This is a genomic window from Pseudomonas sp. C7.1 (assembly GCF_056312395.1).
In genome coordinates, this window is sequence record NZ_JBWDTL010000003.1 from 3099239 (window position 1) to 3117698 (window position 18460).

Genomic DNA, 18460 nt, shown 5'->3' on the forward strand with positions numbered 1-18460 from the left:
TGATTACTTTTCCAGGATTGCAGTCACACCTTGACCGCCTGCGGCGCAAATCGAGATCAGCCCACGCCCTTCCTGCGCCACCGAAAGTAGCTTGGCCAGGTTGGCGACGATGCGCCCGCCAGTGGCGGCAAAGGGGTGGCCGGCAGCCAGCGAGCTGCCCTTGACGTTCATCTTGCTGCGGTCGATGGAACCCAGCGGCGCGGCGAGGCCCAGGCGAGTCTTGCAGTAGTCGGCGTCTTCCCAGGCCTTGAGGGTGCACAGCACCTGGGCAGCAAAGGCTTCGTGAATTTCGTAGTAGTCAAAATCCTGCAGCGTCAGCTTGTTGCGCGCCAGCAGCCGTGGCACAGCGTAGGCCGGGGCCATCAGCAGACCTTCCTTGCCCGCACCCACAAAATCCACTGCCGCCGCTTCGCCGTCCTTCCAGTAAGCGAGGATCGGCAGGCCACGGGCCTTGGCCCAGTCCTCGCTGGCCAGCAGCACCAGGGATGCGCCATCGGTCAACGGCGTCGAGTTAGCGGCAGTGAGGGTGCCGCGCGGGCTGCGCTCGAAGCAGGGTTTGAGGGTGGCGAGTTTTTCCAGGCTGATATCGGCGCGCAGGTTCTGGTCACGGGTCAGGCCACGAAACGGTGTGAGCAGGTCATCGTGCCAGCCTTCGGCATAGGCGGCGGCGAGTTTCTGGTGGCTGGCCACAGCCAGTTGGTCCTGTTCATCCCGAGGAATCGCCCAGGTTTGCGCCATCAGCTCGCAGTGTTCGCCCATCGACAGCCCGGTGCGCGGCTCGCCGTTGCGCGGAATGGCCGGAGCCAGGTGGCGCGGGCGAATCTGCAGCAGGCTCTTGATCTTGTCACCGGTGCTCTTGCCACGGTTGGCCTGCAGCAGAATCTGCCGCAGCCCTTCGTTGACCCCGATCGGCGCGTCCGAGGTGGTGTCGACGCCGCCGGCGATGCCGCACTCGATCTGCCCCAGGGCGATCTTGTTGGCCACCAGCAGCGCTGCTTCCAGGCCCGTGCCGCAGGCTTGCTGCAGGTCATAGGCCGGGGTTTGCGGGGCCAGACGCGAGCCGAGCACGCACTCACGGGTCAGGTTGAAATCCCGTGAATGCTTGAGCACTGCACCGGCCACCACCTCACCGAGGCGCTCGCCATGCAGGTTGAAGCGCTCGACCAGGCCATCCAGCGCGCTGATCAGCATCTCCTGGTTGCTCGCGGTGGCGTAGACGGTATTGGAGCGGGCGAACGGAATGCGGTTACCACCAACGATGGCGACGCGACGCGGCTGGGTCATGGATGACTCCTGATCTGGGATGGGTCTTAGAATAATGGCGCACAGGCTAACCTGTCCCTGCAGTGTGGCATTGGCCGCCTTGCCAATGCAGCAGGCGACGCGGTCAATTGCGCATTTCTGTCGCCTGCGTAGAGTGGGTGCACTTTTTATCCGTGCGCAGGAGCCGCCCCATGTCCGACCGTTATCTCGCCTTTGCCAACTCCACGTCCGGTCGCCGCCTGGTAAGCGCGCTCGGCCTGCCCGCGCCGCTACTGCTGGAGCGCTGGATGGCCGGGCGCAGCCGACCGGTGGACGGTGCCCTGCTGATTGGCGGCGAAGGCAGCCTGGTCAGCGCCGTGCTGCCTTTTGCCAACAAGCTGACCGATGCCCTGTTCGCCACCCGCGAAGGCCAATTCGAGCTGCCGCGCTGGACCGCCGAGCATGGCCCCAAGCTCAAGGCGCTGGTATTCGATGCCAGCGGTCTTACCCGTTTCGAGCAACTGATCGAGCTGCGCGACTTCTTCCAGCCGGCCTTCAAGGGCCTGGATAAATGCCCGCGCGTGGTGATCCTCGGCCGCGCCCCGGAATCGTTGAAAGACCCGATTGCCGCCAGCGTGCAGCGCTCGCTGGAAGGCTTTAGCCGCTCCCTGGGCAAGGAAATCCGCCATGGCGGCAACGTGCAGCTGATCTACGTCGGCAAGGGCGGCGAGGCGCAGCTGGAAGGCACGCTGCGCTTCTTTCTCTCACCGAAAAGCGCCTATGTCTCCGGCCAGGTGCTGCGCCTGAATGCCTGCAGCGAGCAGGTCAAGGACTGGACGCGCCCCCTGGCCGGCAAGAAGGCTCTGGTCACCGGTGCCTCGCGCGGCATCGGTGCGGCCATCGCTGAAACGCTGGCCCGCGACGGTGCCGACGTGGTGTTGCTGGACGTGCCACCGGCCAAAGACGCTCTCGACGCCCTGGCTGCACGCCTGGGTGGCCGTAGCCTGGCTCTGGATATCTGTGCCGCAGATGCCGCCGCACAGCTGATTGATGCGCTGCCGGACGGCATCGATATCGTCGTGCACAACGCTGGCATCACCCGCGACAAGACCCTGGCGAAGATGAGCGACGATTTCTGGAACTCGGTGATCAACGTCAACCTCAACGCCCCGCAGGTGCTGACACAGGCCCTGCTGGACGCCGGCAAGCTGCACGATAATGGCCGCGTGGTGCTGATCGCCTCGATCAGCGGCATCGCCGGCAATATGGGCCAGACTAACTACGCAGTGAGCAAGGCCGGCGTGATCGGCCTGGCCCAGGCCTGGGCACCAATGCTGGCCAAGCGCGGCATCAGCATCAACGCCGTGGCCCCCGGCTTTATTGAAACCCAGATGACCGCCGCCATCCCACTGACCATCCGCGAAGCCGGCCGGCGAATGAACTCCATGGGCCAGGGCGGTCTGCCGCAAGATGTCGCCGAAGCCGTGGCCTGGTTCGCCCAGCCGGGTTCAGGCGCCGTCACCGCGCAAGTGCTGCGCGTATGCGGGCAGAGCCTGATCGGGGCTTAACCCCCCCCGGATTGCATCCGGGCTACTGGTTTGGCGTAGTGGGGATGACGCTTCACCCATCCACCAATTGCATCCTGAAGGTGGATGAAAAGAGCGTCATCCACCCTACATCCACGGTTTTTAATTAATGTCAGCAGATAGCAAAAGGCCCCGCATTGCGGGGCCTTTTGCATTCAGTGCGAGCTTATGACGACAGGTAAGACGAACGGGTCAACCCCAACCGCAACGCATCAAGGAACTGGGTGCGTTCGCGCGGGCTGATCTTGGCGCTGGCGACCTTGTCGCGGTAGTGGTTCATCAATTCCTCTGGCGACAAGTGCACATAGCGCAGCATGTCCTCGATGGTGTCGTGGGTCTCGATCCCGGCGTGGTACACGCTGCCGTCGGCATTCTGGTAGATGTTCACCGAGTCGGTGTCACCAAACAGGTTGTGCATGTCACCAAGAATTTCCTGGTAGGCACCGACCAGGAAGATGCCCAGCAGGTAGTCCTCGCCCTCGCGCACTTCGTGCACTGGCAGGCTGGTCTCGATGCTCTGCTCGTCGACGTACTGACGGATCTTGCCGTCGGAGTCGCAGGTCAGGTCCTGTAGCACAGCGCGGCGCAGCGGCTCTTCGTCGAGGCGATTGAGCGGCAGAATAGGCAGCACCTGGCCGATGGCCCAGGTATCCGGCAGGCTCTGGAACACCGAGAAGTTGCAGATGTACTTGTCGGCGAGCTTATCGTTGAGTTCGTCGAGCACCTGACGGTGCGAGCGCTGACGGGCCTTCAGCGAGTTGTGCAAACGTCGGCATACGGCGAAGTAGCACTGCTCGGCCAGGGCCTTCTCGGTCAGGCTGAGTTTGCCGTCGGCGTACTGGCTGGCCACGTCGCTCATGTAGTGGGTGGCGCGCCAGTAGGTCTCGGTAACCATCTCAATATCGGTCGGGCCGAGCAGCTCGACCAGGTAACGCACGGTTTCCGGCAGGCTGGTGACGTCTTCGATCTTGGGGATCTCGTCGTTGTGTTTCTCCACATCGGTAACCTGCACCACCAGCATGGCGTGGTGCGCGGTCAGCGAGCGGCCGCTTTCCGAGAAGATATGCGGATGCGGCAGCTCCTGAGCGTCGCAGAACTCCTTGAGCATGCCCACCACCACACCGGCGTAGTCGTCCATGTCGTAGTTGATTGAGCTGGCATTGCGTGAATGGGTGCCGTCGTAATCCACCCCCAGGCCACCGCCAACGTCGATATGGTCGACCGGCAAGCCCAGACCGCGCAGCTCGCCGTAGTAGCGGATGGCTTCCTTGAAACCGTGCTGGTAGTCGCCGAGGTTGGCGATTTGCGAGCCCATGTGGAAGTGCAGCAGGCGGATACCCTGATCCAGCTTGGCCGCGCGGAAGCGTTCGACCACCGACAGCAGCTGCGCTGCGGACAAACCGAACTTGGACTTTTCACCACCGGTATCGGCCCACTTGCTCGATGCCAGCGACGACAGGCGCACACGCAGACCGATCTGCGGGGCAACCTTGAGCTCGGCCGCCTCCTCGATCACCAGCTGCACTTCGGATTCTTTCTCGATGACGATAAATACGTTGTGACCGAGCTTCTGCCCCATCAGCGCCAGTTTGATAAATTCGCGGTCCTTGTAACCGTTGCAAACGATGGTGCCGCCCTTCGGCGCCAGCGCCAGCACGGCCATCAGCTCCGGCTTGGAGCCGGCTTCCAGGCCGATAGAAACGTTCTGCGTGGCGATGATGTTTTCCACCACCGCTTCCTGCTGGTTGACCTTGATCGGGTACAGCGCGGTGTACGGGCTCTGGTATTCCAAGCGCGCGATATTGGCGTCGAAGGCGCCAGTCAGTTGGCGCACGCGGTCTTGCAGGATGTCCGGAAAACGCACCAGCAACGGCAGTGACAGGCCGCTGGAACGCAGCTCGTCGATCTGCTCATAGAGATCGATCGGCGTGCTCTGTGGACCATTCGGGCGCACTTCGACACGGCCCTTGTCATTGATCGCGAAATAACCCGCGCCCCAATGGCGAATGCCGTAGACGCTGCGGCTATCCGCTACGGTCCACTGGCTGCCGTCATCTTTACGTGTGCGTCGTGCAGACATCGATGTCTCCCTTGCTGGCGATAATGGCCTTGGCACAGCCAAGACGCTTACAGATTAAAGTCTGGAAATGACAATTACCCGGCTGTGGACTGTCCACCTGCCGAGGAAGTTTAGAAAAGACCGGTTTAACCGCCGGATTTCTTGGCTTTGAAGCCGTGCTTGATCAGCTCGGCAATCAGCAGCTCGACGTGATCGCCCTGAATCTCGATCACCCCATCCTTGAGCGAACCACCGCAACCGCAGCGTTTCTTCAAAGCGCTGACCAGATCCTTAAGAGGCTCTTCGGCTAATGGTACACCGCTGATCGCGGTCACCGTCTTGCCGCCGCGACCTTTGGTCTCGCGGCGTACGCGGGCAATGCCATCACCTTCAGGGGTCAGGGACTGTTTACAGATGCAGGCGTTCACCGGCTGACTACAGCCCGGGCAATGCCGGCCGCTGTCGGTGGAGTACACCAGGCCGCTGAGAGCGGCGAATGAGGAAGCTTTCTTGACCACCGGTTGCTCCTCGAAGGGGTCAGGATAGCGACTGGTCGACCGTAGCCGACCGCGAAGCCCCAGGCAGCGCACCCTGGCGATACACGGCCAGGGCATAATGGGTATGGCGTGAGGACTCCCTCATCCGGCGCTTCGCGCCACCTTCTCCCGGGGGAGAGGGGCAAAAGGAAGTCGTCGCTACGCGACAGCCACGTTAAAGGCGGCGCAGTGTAACGGCAAAAACCGCAGCTGCTAAGTGTAAAAATGCGCCATTAATCGGCGGATTGGCGACGTCGTTCAGGATGCCTTACAACAGCGCTCAAAATCCCGGACAAAGCACAACGCAGGATGGGTTAGCCGCAGGCGTAACCCATCAATTCAGCTTGAGGCGTCACAACCACATGGGTATCGCTGCGCTCAACCCATCCTACGCAATAGCCGCCAGATAACGCTGCAAGGCGGCCAGCGAGTCGGGGCAATACGGCAGGTGCTGCGTCTCGGCCAGGGCCTGGTCGATGGAAATAAACCGCGCTTCCAGTACTTCCTCCGGCTGCAGGCGCAGCGGCGCATCGGACACTGCCGAATAGGCCATGCACCACAGGCGGCTTTCCGGCGCGTCGTAGAGAAAATGCGCATGCTCGACCAGCTGCGCATCCTCAATACCCAGCTCTTCAGCCAGCTCGCGCGCGGCGGATTCGGCGTAGCTTTCGCCTTCGAGCACCATGCCGCCAGCCGCCACATCCCAGTAACCGGGGTACAGCGCCTTACTCAGGGTGCGCCGATGTACGCACAGCAGACCCGCGCTGTTGAACAGCAGGATGTAGGTGCCGCGCCCAAGCAGATGCCGTGCGCGCAGCTCGCTGCGCAATACGCCGCCCAGGACGCGGTCCTGCTCGTCGACCCAGGCGATGCGCTCGGCATCCGAGGCAGCGCGGTGCGCCGCCTCGGCTGCGGTCCAAGCCACGGCTTAACCCTGCGACAGCAATTGGCGCAAGTCGATCAGCCCGGCGTTGGCACGCGAGATGTAGTTGGCCATCACCAGCGAGTGGTTGGCCAACAGGCCATAACCGCTGCCATTGAGAATCATTGGGCTCCACAGGGTTTCCTGCGCAGCCTCCAGCTCGCGAATGATCTGGCGTACGCTGACAGTGGCGTTCTTCTTCGCCAGCACATCGGCGAAGTCAACTTCGATGGCGCGCAGCAGGTGCGCCAAGGCCCAGGCCTGGCCACGGGCTTCGTAGAACACGTTATCAATCTGCAGCCACGGCGTCTCGTAGCTCACGCCCTCGACAAAGTCAGCCTGGGCCACGCTATCGGCCTGCGCAGGGTCGACCTCTGCGGTATTCAAGCGCACCTGGCCAACGCTGGCCGACAAGCGCTGCGACAGCGAACCCAGACGTGTGGCCGCGTCACCCAACCAGTTGTTGAGGTTGTCAGCGCGGGTATAAAACTGGGCACTGCCCTTGTTCGAATCACCCAAGCGCTCAAGGTAACGGTCCAGCGATTTGATGCCTTCGGCGTATTCAGCTTCAGAAGCCGGCAGCGCCCAGCTTTTATGGTCGAAGTGGAAACGCGGCTCGGCCTTGGCCAAATCGGCGTCTTCGGTGGACTGCGACTGCGAGCGGGTAAAGTCCTTACGCAGCGCGCGGGACATATCGCGCACCTGCACCAGCACGCCAAACTCCCAGCTCGGCATATTGTCGAGCCACAAGCCTGGCGGGGCGAGGTCGTTGGACAGATAACCGCCCGGCTTGTCGAGCAAAGTGCTGGCAACCTGCCTGAGGGTCTCCACCGTGGTGTAACCATTCACCAGCCTGCGCCCGCTGGCCTGGGCGGCCGTCTCGGCGCGCTGCTGCACGGAGAATTGTTCCGGCTCCTGGCTCCAGTACCAGCCCACCATCAGCGCTACCACCAGGTAGAGCCCAAGCAGGATAGCGACCATACGCGTGGCCAGGCTTCCCGTGGATTTGCTCGGTGAGGTATTGGCGGCGCCATCATGCGCACCGGCAGTTCGATTCTTCCAATCCAGCATGGCAATGTCCTTTTATTACCCAAGTAACAAGCTCGCGACCGGCTTGCACAAACCGGTGGCTCCTCGTTCGACCACAACCTTTAAGCAGGGTTGCGCAACTGCCTTGCACTATAAGGGAAGCGCGACCCTCTGCGCAGCGGCGAACGGCAAACTTAGCGCCGGTTATGCCGATGGCATATCTGTGATGCCTTAGACAGAAGGCCGACGCCAATAGATCGACGGCACTCGCAAAAATTCAAACGAGTGTTAGCATTGCTAGCACTAAGCCATCACCTGCAGCCACGCGCTGCGCTAACCGACACCGGGCCATGATCGAGCAAGAAGACCCCAGCCGCGACCGTCTCAAGCAGCACTTCGCCCAGCGCGTGATCAATCAGGCGCGCCAGGTGCTGGAAGTCTGGCAGCGACTGCAGCGCAGCGAGTGGAATGAAGCCGGCATGGGCGAACTGCGCGAGGCAACGCAACTGTTGCAGCGCTATGCCGAACGCTTCGATCAAGCCGAACACAGCCAGCTGGCCCAGGAAATCGAAAGCTGCCTGCAACTGGTGACCGACAACCGTGGTCGCCTCAATAGCGAGCTGATCAGCCAGCTCAACCAGTTGTTGCAGCGCCTGTCACGCACCGGCTTGCGCCACGGCGACCGCTTCGAGCAAACCGTGCTGCCACCGCTGCGCAAACCGGTGTACCTGGCGCTGCAACACCTGGAGCGCGCCGAACAGCTGGTACAACGCCTGGAATTCTTCGGCATGAACGCAATTGCCCTGGACAGCGCCAACGCGTTTCGCAATGCCATGCGCGAACGCCACCCGGCGGCAATTCTGATGGAAGTCGACTTCTCCGGCCCCGGCTGCGGCCTGCAGCTGGCCAAAAGCGTGCAGGAAGGCCTGGAGCACCAGATCCCGCTGCTGTTCTTCAGCCCGGAAGACACCGACACCATGACCCGCCTGTCTGCCGTGCGCGCCGGTGGTCAGGAGTTCTTCACCGGCAGCCTGGACGCCTCGAACCTGTTCGAGCGCATCGAAGTGCTGACCCACGTCTCGCAGTACGAACCCTACAAGGTGCTGATCATCGACGACTCGCGGGCCCAGGCCACGCACACCGAGCGCGTACTCAACAGCGCCGGCATTGTCACCCGCACCCTGATCGAGCCGATCCAGGCCATGAGCCATTTGGCCGATTTTCAGCCGGACCTGATCATCCTCGACATGTATATGCCCGAGTGCAACGGCCCGGAACTGGCCCAGGTGATCCGCCACAACGACCGCTATGTCAGTGTGCCGATCATCTACCTGTCCGCCGAAGACGATCTGGACAAGCAGCTCGATGCGATGAGCGAGGGCGGCGACGACTTCCTTACCAAGCCGATCAAGCCGCGCCATCTGATCGCCACTGTGCGCAACCGCGCCGCCCGCGCGCGCAGCCTAAAGGCGCGTATGGTGCGCGACAGCCTGACCGGCCTGTACAACCACACCCACACTTTGCAATTGCTCGAAGATGCACGCTTCCGCGCCGAGCGCGACGGCCAGCCGCTGAGCTTTGCGATGATCGATATCGACTTCTTCAAGAAGGTCAACGACACCTACGGCCACCCCATGGGCGACCGGGTGATCAAAAGCCTGGCGCTGTTTCTCAAGCAGCGCCTGCGCAAGAGCGACCATATCGGCCGCTACGGCGGTGAAGAATTCGCTGTGGTGATGTCCGACACCGACGCCGAGTCGGCGCGGCGGGTGCTCGACGAAATCCGCCAGCGCTTCGCAGAAATCCAGTATTCGGCGCAGCCCCACGACCTGTCCTGCACCTTCAGCTGCGGCATCGCCCAGCTGGCGCCACAACTGGACGGCAAACTGCTCTCGCAGCAGGCCGACCTGGCGCTGTACGTGGCCAAGCACGGCGGACGCAATCAGGTGGCGATCTACCAGGGCGACTGAGACTCGCCCCGCTGCACCTGAGCCATCGCCATCTCCATCCATCCATCCATCCATCCAGCAGAAAACTGTGACGCAGTCGATGCTGTCATATTCCGGTCACGAAAAAGCAATAAATTCTGAGGCTTAGCAGCCGCCTTGACCCATGCGTCAGCGGCCGGAACCGTTCGCTGCCGGTCGAGCCCTATGCGCCTTAAATCCCTTACCAATCTCAATACCCTGCTGCTGGTCACCGTCTGCGTGGCCCTGGCCATCACCCTCTGGTGGTCACAGCGCGCCCTGGAGCGCCCTTATCTGCTGATGGCGCGCTACCTGAGTCTGTCGCAGCAGTTTCAGGGCGAAGTCGCGCAGAACATCAGCGTCTACCTGGAAAGCGGTGACGCCCTGCGCCACAGCGCCGCCTTGCAATCACTGGACAGCCTCGAACAGGCCTTGACCGAGCTGCCCACGCAGCTGGTCGCCAACCTGCGCCCCAGCCTCGCCGAACTCAAAGCCTTTAGCGCCAACGAGCTACTGGCCGCTGGCAAGCTATCGGGCGACCCCCAGGGCCTGCTATTGCAGGCCGAGCGGGAAATAGATGGCACACTTGAGCAACTCGCACAGTACGCCGACAGCGGCGAAGCCAGTGCCGCCGCCAACTACCGCAAACCACTGCTTATCGCTGCACGCCATCTCACCCGCCTGGCTCATGCCCGCGACAAGCTGGTGCGTAGCGGTCGCAGCGAGCTGGCCAGCGAGGTCGAGCGCGAGCTGACGGCCCTGGGCAAACCGGCGCAAGCGCTGAGTGACCTGCCTCTACTTGGGGTGGCCGGCACCAGCCAATCGTCCAGCGACTCGTTTGCCGACCTACTGGGGCTGGACGCCAGCAGCGAGAGTAGTCAGGCCGAAGACCGTGGCATCGCCCTCAAGCGCGACCTGGCCAACCTGATCAGCCGTTACCCGGCCGAGCTGCAACGCACCCGCAGCCTGATCGAACAACGTACCACCCTGGCCAACAGCACCCGCACACAGATCGACCAGGTGCAACAGGCGCTGGCCGCACTGGAGCCGCTGGTGCGTGCCGAACATGGGCGTATCCAGAGCGAGGTGCAGCTGATCCTCGGTTTGATGATCGGCCTGATTCTGTTGATTGCGCTGATCATCGATACCATCCAGCGTCGCCTCACCCGTGTACTGGAGCGCCTGGTGCCTGCCCTGTCGGCATGGGCCGCCGGCGACTTTGCCAATGACATCCATCTCGGCTCACGCGCCCGCGAGCTGTGCGATATCGAAGAATCGCTAAATCGTCTGCGCGCCTACCTGGTCGATCTGGTCGGCACCATTCGCCGACATGCCGAACAGGTGGTCGGCTCCAGCCGTACCCTCGCCGACCTCAGCGGCGGCCTGCACACCGGCGCCGAGCGCCAGGCCGGCGACACCGCGCAGATTCGCGATGCGCTCGGCGAGCTGCAGGCCACCATCCAACAGGTAGCCGGCGACGCCAGCCAGGCCGCGGACGCCAGCCGCGACGCCAACCGCGCCCTGGAACAGGGCCAGCAGGTGATTGGCCACAGCCTTACCGGCCTGCACTCGCTGGTCGATGAAGTACAGGGCAACGCCCAGGCCATCGAACGCCTGGCCGAGGAAACCGCGACCATCGGCAATGTGCTGACGGTGATTCGCGGCATCGCCGAGCAGACCAATCTGCTCGCGCTGAATGCCGCCATCGAAGCGGCGCGGGCCGGTGAGCAGGGGCGTGGTTTTGCCGTGGTCGCCGATGAAGTGCGCTCGCTGTCGCAACGCACCAGCGGCGCCACCGCGCAAATTCAGGAGCTGATCGGCCGCCTGCAACAGGCCGCGCGACAATCGGTGCAGGCCATGCGTACCCAGGTGGAGCATGCCGAAGCGACCGCCAGCCAGGCCGAAGCCGCCGATGGCGCACTGGATGAGATCGTCGCGGCGATCCGCACCATCGCCAACATGGCCGAGCGCATTGCCGATGCCACTGCGCAGCAGAGTGATGCGGTCAGCGAGATTCGCGGCCACAGCGAGCGCATCCACACACTGGGCGGCGACAACTTGCAGCGCATCGGCGAGGGCCGCAATCAGGGCGAGCAACTGCTGCAGCTTGGCGGCCAACTGCATACTGCCGTGCAGGCGTTTCGCGTTTAACAGCAGCTAGCGCGGCAATCTGTCGCGCACCATCTAGCCTGTAGACAAGACCGCTTACAGCCTGGGCCGTGCCCTGAGCCACCCGCCTCCGCTATGATGCGGCAACTCCCGTCTCACGAGCCTGCCATGCACCGTTTACTCAGCCTGCTTCTGCTTCTGGTCGTACTGCCGGCCAGCGCCAGCCTGTTCGACAAGCCGCCCGCCCCTGCGCAACTCGGCGCGCCGCTAAACAACAGCGCGGACTTCCTGCCGGTGCGCGAGGCGTTCAAGCTCAGCCTGATCAGCAGTTCAAGCGAATCGGTGAAGCTGCGTTTTGTCGCCGCCGAAGGGTATTACCTGTACCGGCACCGCTTCAGTTTTAGCAGCGAGCCGGCCGACGTGAGCCTGGGCCAGGCCGTGCTGCCGGCCGGTCAGGCCAAGCATGATGAGTACTTCGGCGATGTCGAGGTGTACTACGAGGTGCTGGATGTCGAGGTGCCGGTCGACAACCCGGACAATCGCCCCTTCAACCTCAGCGTCAACTACCAGGGCTGCGCCGATAAAGGCCTGTGCTACCCGCCGGAAACCGAGGTACTGGCCATTGGCGGCGGCGCGGTATCCAGCAATTCCACACCTGATGCACCAACACCCTGGAGCTGGACAGATCTGGCGTTGTTCTTTCTCGGCGGCCTGGCGCTGACCTTCACCCCCTGCGTACTGCCGATGCTGCCGATCCTCACCGGCGTGGTGCTGCGCGGCCAACCGGGCGGTATGCGCAGCCTGGTCTTGTCCCTGGCCTACGTGCTGCCGATGGCCCTGAGCTTTGCCATTCTCGGTGCGCTGATGGGCCTGTTCGGCGCGGAACTCAACCTGCAGGCACGCCTGCAATCACCCTGGGTGCTGGTGCCCTTTGCGGTCTTCTTCGCCCTGTTTGGCGCGGCCAGCCTGGGCTTTCTCGAACTGCGCCTGCCGGCAGCCATCGACGGCCGGTTACAGCGCCTGAGCCAACGCCTGCACGGCGGCACGATTCTCAGCGCAGCGGCCCTCGGCGTACTGTCCAGCGTGTTGGTTTCGCCCTGCGTGTCCGCGCCACTGGCCGGCGCGCTGTTGTATATCAGCGCCAGCGGCGATGCCCTCGGCGGCGGCCTCAAATTACTGGCCTTGGGCCTGGGCATGGGCGCACCGCTGGTGCTGTTCGCCGTCGGCGGCGGCGCCTTGTTGCCAAAATCCGGCCCGTGGATGCTCACCGTGCGCAACCTGTTCGGCGCACTGCTGATGGCGGTGGCGATCTGGCTGCTTGAGCGCGTCGTACCCGGCCCAGTCAGCCTGGCGCTGTGGGGCCTGCTCGCCGCCGGCATCGCACTCTGGCTCGGCGCGCTGGAACTGACGCCGAAAACCCATCATCAGAAACTCGCGCAACTGCTCGGCCTGCCGCTGCTGGTCTACGCCCTAGTGGCCTGGGTCGGCGCATTGCAAGGCCAGGATGATCCGCTGCGCCCCCTCGGCCGTGTGGTCAGCAGCGCCGAAGCCACCCAGGTACAAACCGGCCAGTGGCAAACCATCAGCACGCCCGCCGAGCTGGATGCGGCCTTGCTCACTGCAAAAAACAACGGCAAACCGCTGCTGCTCGACTGGTACGCCGACTGGTGCATCAGCTGCAAGGTGATCGAGCGCGAAGTACTCAACGCCCCGGAAGTCGGCCGCCAGCTGGGCGACTATCAGCTAGTGCGCTTCGACATCACCGAAAGCAACCCTGCACAGCGCGCCCTGCTCGACCGCTACCAGCTGTTCGGCCCACCGGCGATTCTGCTGTTCGACGCCAAGGGTGACGAATGGCTGGACTTGCGTGTCGTAGGTGAGGTGGACGCGACAACCTTTGCAGCCCGCCTGGGCACGGCACGGGAACGTTTTTAACCTCCCGAGTCATATATTTGCCGCAATCTGCGGTCATCGTGTCGACTATTGCTGAGAACTGGACAGCCCCGCGCTGTCGCGGCATAGTCCTGCGCAGTAGAAAAACAAGGATTAAGGATCATGGCGACCTTATTGGTATTGCACGGCCCCAACCTCAATCTGCTCGGCACCCGCGAACCGGGCGTTTACGGCGCCGTCACCCTGGAGCAGATCAACCTCGACCTGGAACGCCGTGCGCGTGAGGCGGGCCACCATCTGCTGTACCTGCAGAGCAATGCCGAGTATGAGCTAATTGAGCGTATTCACGCCGCGAAAGGCGAAGGTGTCGACTTTATCCTGATCAATCCTGCCGCTTTTACTCACACCAGCGTCGCATTACGTGACGCATTGCTGGCAGTGAGCATCCCATTCATCGAAGTGCATTTGTCCAACGTGCACAAACGCGAAGCTTTCCGCCATCACTCCTACTTTTCCGATGTAGCGGTGGGAGTGATCTGCGGCCTTGGCGCCAGCGGTTATCGGCTGGCCCTGGAGGCTGCACTCGAACAACTTGAACTTAAGCGCCCCTGACCTCACCGGGAGTTGAACCACTATGGATATTCGTAAAGTCAAAAAACTGATCGAGCTGCTGGAAGAATCCGGTATTGACGAGCTGGAGATTCGCGAAGGCGAAGAATCCGTGCGCATCAGCCGTCACAGCAAGCAGCCAGCCTTTATGCAACAGCCGATGTACGCCCAGGCGCCTGCGCCTGCAGCTGCCCCGGTTGCTGCCGCCCCAGTCGCCGCTGAAGCTGCAGCCCCGGCTGCCGCCAAGCTGAATGGCACTGTGGTGCGCTCGCCGATGGTCGGCACCTTCTACCGCGCCTCCGGCCCGACGTCGGGCAACTTCGTTGAAGTCGGCCAGAGCGTGAAGAAAGGCGACATTCTCTGCATCGTTGAGGCGATGAAGATGATGAACCACATCGAGGCCGAAACCAGCGGCGTGATCGAATCCATCCTGGGCGAGAACGGTCAGCCGGTGGAATACGACCAGCCTCTGTTCACCATCGTTTGATCCACGGAGAGCCAGCGATGTTGGAAAAAGTTCTGATCGCCAACCGCGGCGAGATCGCCCTGCGCATCTTGCGTGCCTGTAAAGAGCTGGGCATTAAGACCGTCGCGGTGCATTCCACCGCCGACCGTGAACTGATGCACCTGGGCCTGGCTGACGAGTCGGTGTGCATCGGCCCCGCCACTGGCGCGCTGTCCTATTTGAATATTCCAGCGATCATCAGCGCCGCTGAAGTCACCGGTGCCACCGCTATTCACCCCGGCTATGGTTTTTTGGCGGAAAACGCCGATTTCGCCGAACAGGTGGAAAACTCCGGCTTTGCCTTTGTCGGCCCGAAAGCCGAGACCATTCGCCTGATGGGCGATAAAGTCTCGGCCAAGCACGCCATGATCAAGGCTGGCGTGCCTGTGGTGCCTGGCTCTGACGGCCCGCTGCCGGAAGACGAGGAAACTGCCCTGCAGATTGCTCGCGAAGTGGGCTACCCGGTGATCATCAAGGCCGCTGGCGGCGGCGGTGGTCGCGGCATGCGCGTGGTGTACAAGGAAGAAGACCTGATCAAATCGGCCAAGCTGACCCGCAGCGAAGCCGGTTCGGTGTTTGGTAACCCGATGGTCTACCTGGAGAAGTTCCTCGGCAACCCACGTCACGTGGAAGTCCAGATACTCTCTGACGGCCAGGGCAACGCCATCCACCTGTACGACCGCGACTGCTCGTTGCAGCGCCGCCACCAGAAAGTCCTGGAAGAAGCGCCAGCACCGGGCATTGATGAAAAAGCTCGCGCCGAAGTGCTGCAACGCTGCGTCGATGCCTGCATCGAGATCGGTTATCGCGGCGCTGGCACCTTCGAGTTCCTCTACGAAGACGGCCACTTCTACTTTATCGAGATGAACACCCGCGTACAGGTTGAGCATCCGGTTTCGGAAATGGTCACTGGCATCGACATCGTCAAGGAGATGCTCAGCATCGCCGCCGGCAACAAACTGTCGTACAAGCAGGAAGACGTGAAACTGCTGGGCCACGCCCTGGAGTGCCGGATCAACGCTGAAGACCCGGACAACTTCATGCCCTGCCCCGGCAAGGTGAAGCATTTCCACGCCCCAGGCGGCTTCGGCGTCCGCGTCGACTCGCACCTGTACAGCGGCTACACCGTACCGCCGCACTACGACTCACTGATCGGCAAGCTGATCACCTACGGCGCCACCCGCGACGAGGCCCTAGCCCGTATGCGCAACGCCCTGGACGAGATCGTCGTCGACGGCATCAAGACCAACGTGCCGCTGCACCGCATGCTGGTTCGCGATAAAGGCTTCTGCAAAGGCGGCGTGAATATCCATTATCTAGAAAAGAAACTGGGTATGGATAAGCACTAAACCGCAATGACCTGCTGCGCGTCGGCGATACTGCGTCAAAAACAGCCTCGGAATGCTCATTTACAGACGTAAACTCCGCTTCCTCGGCTGTTTTTTCCTTGTCTCGCTCTAGCTCGCGAGGTCATTCTTCAAGTTTTTGACAAGGGCTGCCATTGGGCAGCCTTTGTCGTTTCTGCCTGACCGGCAGTGGCAGCCGCCCCACCGCTTCAAGTAAGCTGCGCGCCACTTTGCGCCATCACGCCACAACGTTCACGAGGTTTCCCATGCCCTGGTTACAAGTCCGTCTCGCCATCACCCCAGAGCAGGCGCAAACCTATGAAGACGCCCTGCTGGAAGTCGGCGCCGTGTCGGTGACCTTTATGGATGCCGAAGACCAGCCGATTTTCGAGCCGGACCTAGGCACCACGCCTCTGTGGTCACACACCCACCTGCTTGCCCTGTTCGAGGCCGATACCGACGAAAACGCGGTATTCGCCCACCTGCAACTGCTGACAGGCGCCGAATTGCCGGAGCACCACGCCGAAGTGATCGCCGACCAGGACTGGGAGCGCAGCTGGATGGATGGCTTCGAGCCGATGCGTTTCGGCCAGCGCCTGTGGATTGTGCCGAGCTGGCACGCAGCCCCAGAGCCGGACGCCGTCAATCTGCTGCTCGATCCGGGCCTGGCTTTCGGCACCGGCACCCACCCGACCACCGCACTTTGCCTGGAATGGCTGGATGGCCAGAACCTGCAGGATTGCGGCGTGATCGACTTCGGTTGCGGCTCGGGCATCCTGGCAATTGCTGCCCTGCTGCTTGGCGCGCCGCAGGCAGTCGGCACCGATATCGACATCCAGGCCATCGAGGCCTCGCGCGACAACGCCGGGCGCAATGGCATCGATCCGGCGCGTTTCCCGCTCTACCTGCCAGACGATATGCCACAACAGCCGGCGGACGTGGTGGTTGCCAATATCCTCGCCGGCCCGCTGGTGGCCTTGGCACCGCAGATCACCCGACTGGTCAAATCGGGCGGCCGCCTGGCGCTGTCAGGCATCCTCGCCGAACAGGCCGACGAGGTGCGCGCCGCTTACAACGACGCCTTTATCCTCGACCCGACAGCCGATAAAGACGGCTGGGTGCGTATTAGTGGCGTACGCCGCTAACCGCCCCAGTACGCAGCTGCTGCATTACCAAGCACTTGCGTTAGACTAGCCGCCTCGTTTAGCCGGATCGCCGCATGACCCAGAGCTTCGTCACCCAGTGCCCCCATTGCCGCACCAGCTTTCGCGTGAACCTCACGCAGCTGGGTGCCGCCCATGGTGCCGTGCGCTGCGGAGCCTGCCTGCATGTGTTCAATGCCGCGCAACAGCTGCGCGAGCAGGGCCAGCAACTGCCTGGCCCCGCTGCGGCTGCACCAACGCCAGCGCCACAACCCAGCAAGCCGCCCGCTCCGCGCCCAGCTATGCCCCGCGCAGCACCTGCACTACCGGCCGCGCCCGCCAGCAGCAAAGCCAGCGACACGCTGTGGATTCATGACGACCTGGACCTGGACAGCCTTGATCTGGATGAAGAGCTGGCCAAACTCGAAGCCCAGGAACAGCAGCTGTCCAAGCAGTTCCTGGCGATTGATAGCGCACCGAAATACAACGAAAATTTTCTGACGCCCGAGCCGACTGAGCACGACCCGCACGACGAGCGCTGGGCCGAAGCCCTGCTGCAGGATGAACTGAGCAAGCCTGCCACCACCTTGAGCGTCAAACCCCAGCCGCTGACGCCGCCGGCGCGCCCCATTCCGCCGCCTGCACCCGCAGCGATTAGCAAGCCCGATGGCGAGCCGCCGCTCGACCTCAACGCTCTCGACCGTCGCCACCCCGAGCCGGAAATCGAGCACATTGAACTGCATGCCGAGCGCAAGCCCTTTAGCGCGCCAGCCGATAACCTGGCCGATGAAGAGCCCGCCGTAGCCGCACCCAAAAAGACCGCACGCAGCGAACCCGAACTGCGCGATGAGCGCCTGTTCGAGTTGGATGACGAACCGCTGCAACTGGACTGGCAACAACCGAAGAAGCCCTGGGGCCGCTGGATCGGCTGGGGCCTGCTGAATTTCATCGGCGCTGCGGCGCTTGCCGGGCAGTACGTGATGTATCACTTCCATGAGCTGGCGCGCCAAGACCAGTACCGCCCCTGGTTTGAGCAGCTGTGCCCGTCAATCGGCTGCCAACTGCCGTCCAAGGTCGACATCACCCAGGTCAAGAGCAGCAACCTGGTGGTGCGCAGCCATCCGGAATTCAGCGGCGCGCTGGTGGTCGACGCCATCCTCTACAACCGCGCGCCCTTCTCCCAGCCCTTCCCGCTGCTGGAAATGCGCTTTGCCGATATCAACGGCCAACTGCTCGCCAGCCGCCGCTTCAAACCCAGCGAATACCTCGCAGGCGAGCTGGCCGGCAATGCGGAAATGCCGCCGCAGACGCCTATTCATATCTCCCTGGACATCCTCGACCCAGGCACCCAGGCGGTGAACTACAGCCTGAGCTTTCACTCGCCGGAATAGCCTACACGCTGCGGATTGCTTGAAAATCCGCCGCAACCAAACCCTTCGCGATAAGCCCAGAACTGTTCAGAATTTGTTCAAAACAGCCTTTCTCCGATCACCCAGAGCGGGTATCATGCCCACC

The 18460-nt window shown here is 62.6% G+C and carries 13 protein-coding genes and 1 pseudogene; 9 read left to right on the forward strand and 5 right to left on the reverse strand.

The features are described from left to right. Positions 1 to 3: 3 nt before the first annotated feature. On the reverse strand, positions 4 to 1284 hold the full coding sequence (locus tag AC0T4W_RS17970; protein WP_476321286.1) for an acetyl-CoA C-acetyltransferase: 1281 nt from the start codon (positions 1282 to 1284) through the stop codon (positions 4 to 6). 170 nt (positions 1285 to 1454) lie between these two features. Here AC0T4W_RS17970 and AC0T4W_RS17975 point away from each other — a divergent pair, with 170 nt between their 5' ends. Then, positions 1455 to 2810, forward strand: coding sequence for a 3-oxoacyl-ACP reductase (locus AC0T4W_RS17975; RefSeq protein WP_476321288.1), 1356 nt, complete (start codon positions 1455 to 1457; stop codon positions 2808 to 2810). A gap of 184 nt (positions 2811 to 2994) precedes the next feature. On the opposite strand, the gene speA is transcribed toward AC0T4W_RS17975, so the two are convergent. The 4 genes from speA to AC0T4W_RS17995 form a co-directional block, all read right to left on the reverse strand. Next, positions 2995 to 4908: an arginine decarboxylase gene (gene speA / locus AC0T4W_RS17980; RefSeq protein ID WP_476321290.1), complete on the reverse strand. Its 1914-nt coding sequence runs from the start codon at positions 4906 to 4908 to the stop codon at positions 2995 to 2997. A gap of 125 nt (positions 4909 to 5033) precedes the next feature. Further along, positions 5034 to 5405: a translation initiation factor Sui1 gene (locus AC0T4W_RS17985; RefSeq protein WP_476321292.1), complete on the reverse strand. Its 372-nt coding sequence runs from the start codon at positions 5403 to 5405 to the stop codon at positions 5034 to 5036. A 406-nt stretch (positions 5406 to 5811) separates the two neighbouring features. Next, positions 5812 to 6348, reverse strand: coding sequence for an NUDIX hydrolase (locus AC0T4W_RS17990; protein ID WP_476321294.1), 537 nt, complete (start codon positions 6346 to 6348; stop codon positions 5812 to 5814). A 3-nt stretch (positions 6349 to 6351) separates the two neighbouring features. Further along, a complete protein-coding gene (locus tag AC0T4W_RS17995; protein WP_476323771.1) occupies positions 6352 to 7326 on the reverse strand; it encodes a DUF2333 family protein in 975 nt (324 codons plus the stop codon). 398 nt (positions 7327 to 7724) lie between these two features. Here AC0T4W_RS17995 and AC0T4W_RS18000 point away from each other — a divergent pair, with 398 nt between their 5' ends. From AC0T4W_RS18000 to AC0T4W_RS18035, 8 genes and pseudogenes are all read left to right on the forward strand, one after another. After that, positions 7725 to 9344 (forward strand): diguanylate cyclase, encoded by a 1620-nt coding sequence (locus AC0T4W_RS18000; protein WP_476321296.1) that lies wholly within the window; start codon positions 7725 to 7727, stop codon positions 9342 to 9344. 1632 nt (positions 9345 to 10976) lie between these two features. Then, positions 10977 to 11492: pseudogene (locus tag AC0T4W_RS18005) on the forward strand (methyl-accepting chemotaxis protein); the annotation flags it as partial. Between the two features lie 126 nt (positions 11493 to 11618). Then, positions 11619 to 13385: a protein-disulfide reductase DsbD gene (locus AC0T4W_RS18010; RefSeq protein ID WP_476321298.1), complete on the forward strand. Its 1767-nt coding sequence runs from the start codon at positions 11619 to 11621 to the stop codon at positions 13383 to 13385. Between the two features lie 120 nt (positions 13386 to 13505). Next, positions 13506 to 13955 carry a type II 3-dehydroquinate dehydratase gene (gene aroQ, locus AC0T4W_RS18015; protein ID WP_476321300.1) on the forward strand — a complete coding sequence of 150 codons (450 nt, stop codon included), beginning with the start codon at positions 13506 to 13508 and terminating at the stop codon, positions 13953 to 13955. Positions 13956 to 13977: 22 nt separating this feature from the next. Beyond that, positions 13978 to 14439, forward strand: a complete 462-nt coding sequence (gene accB / locus AC0T4W_RS18020; protein ID WP_304869465.1) for an acetyl-CoA carboxylase biotin carboxyl carrier protein — start codon at positions 13978 to 13980, stop codon at positions 14437 to 14439. Positions 14440 to 14456: 17 nt separating this feature from the next. After that, the gene (gene accC / locus AC0T4W_RS18025; RefSeq protein WP_476321303.1) at positions 14457 to 15806 is read left to right on the forward strand and encodes an acetyl-CoA carboxylase biotin carboxylase subunit; all 1350 of its coding nucleotides are present in this window, start codon (positions 14457 to 14459) and stop codon (positions 15804 to 15806) included. Positions 15807 to 16069: 263 nt separating this feature from the next. Further along, complete coding sequence (gene prmA / locus AC0T4W_RS18030; RefSeq protein ID WP_476321305.1) at positions 16070 to 16948, forward strand: 50S ribosomal protein L11 methyltransferase; 879 nt, start codon at positions 16070 to 16072, stop codon at positions 16946 to 16948. 74 nt (positions 16949 to 17022) lie between these two features. Further along, positions 17023 to 18336, forward strand: a complete 1314-nt coding sequence (locus tag AC0T4W_RS18035) for a DUF3426 domain-containing protein (RefSeq protein ID WP_476321307.1) — start codon at positions 17023 to 17025, stop codon at positions 18334 to 18336. Positions 18337 to 18460 lie beyond the last annotated feature (124 nt).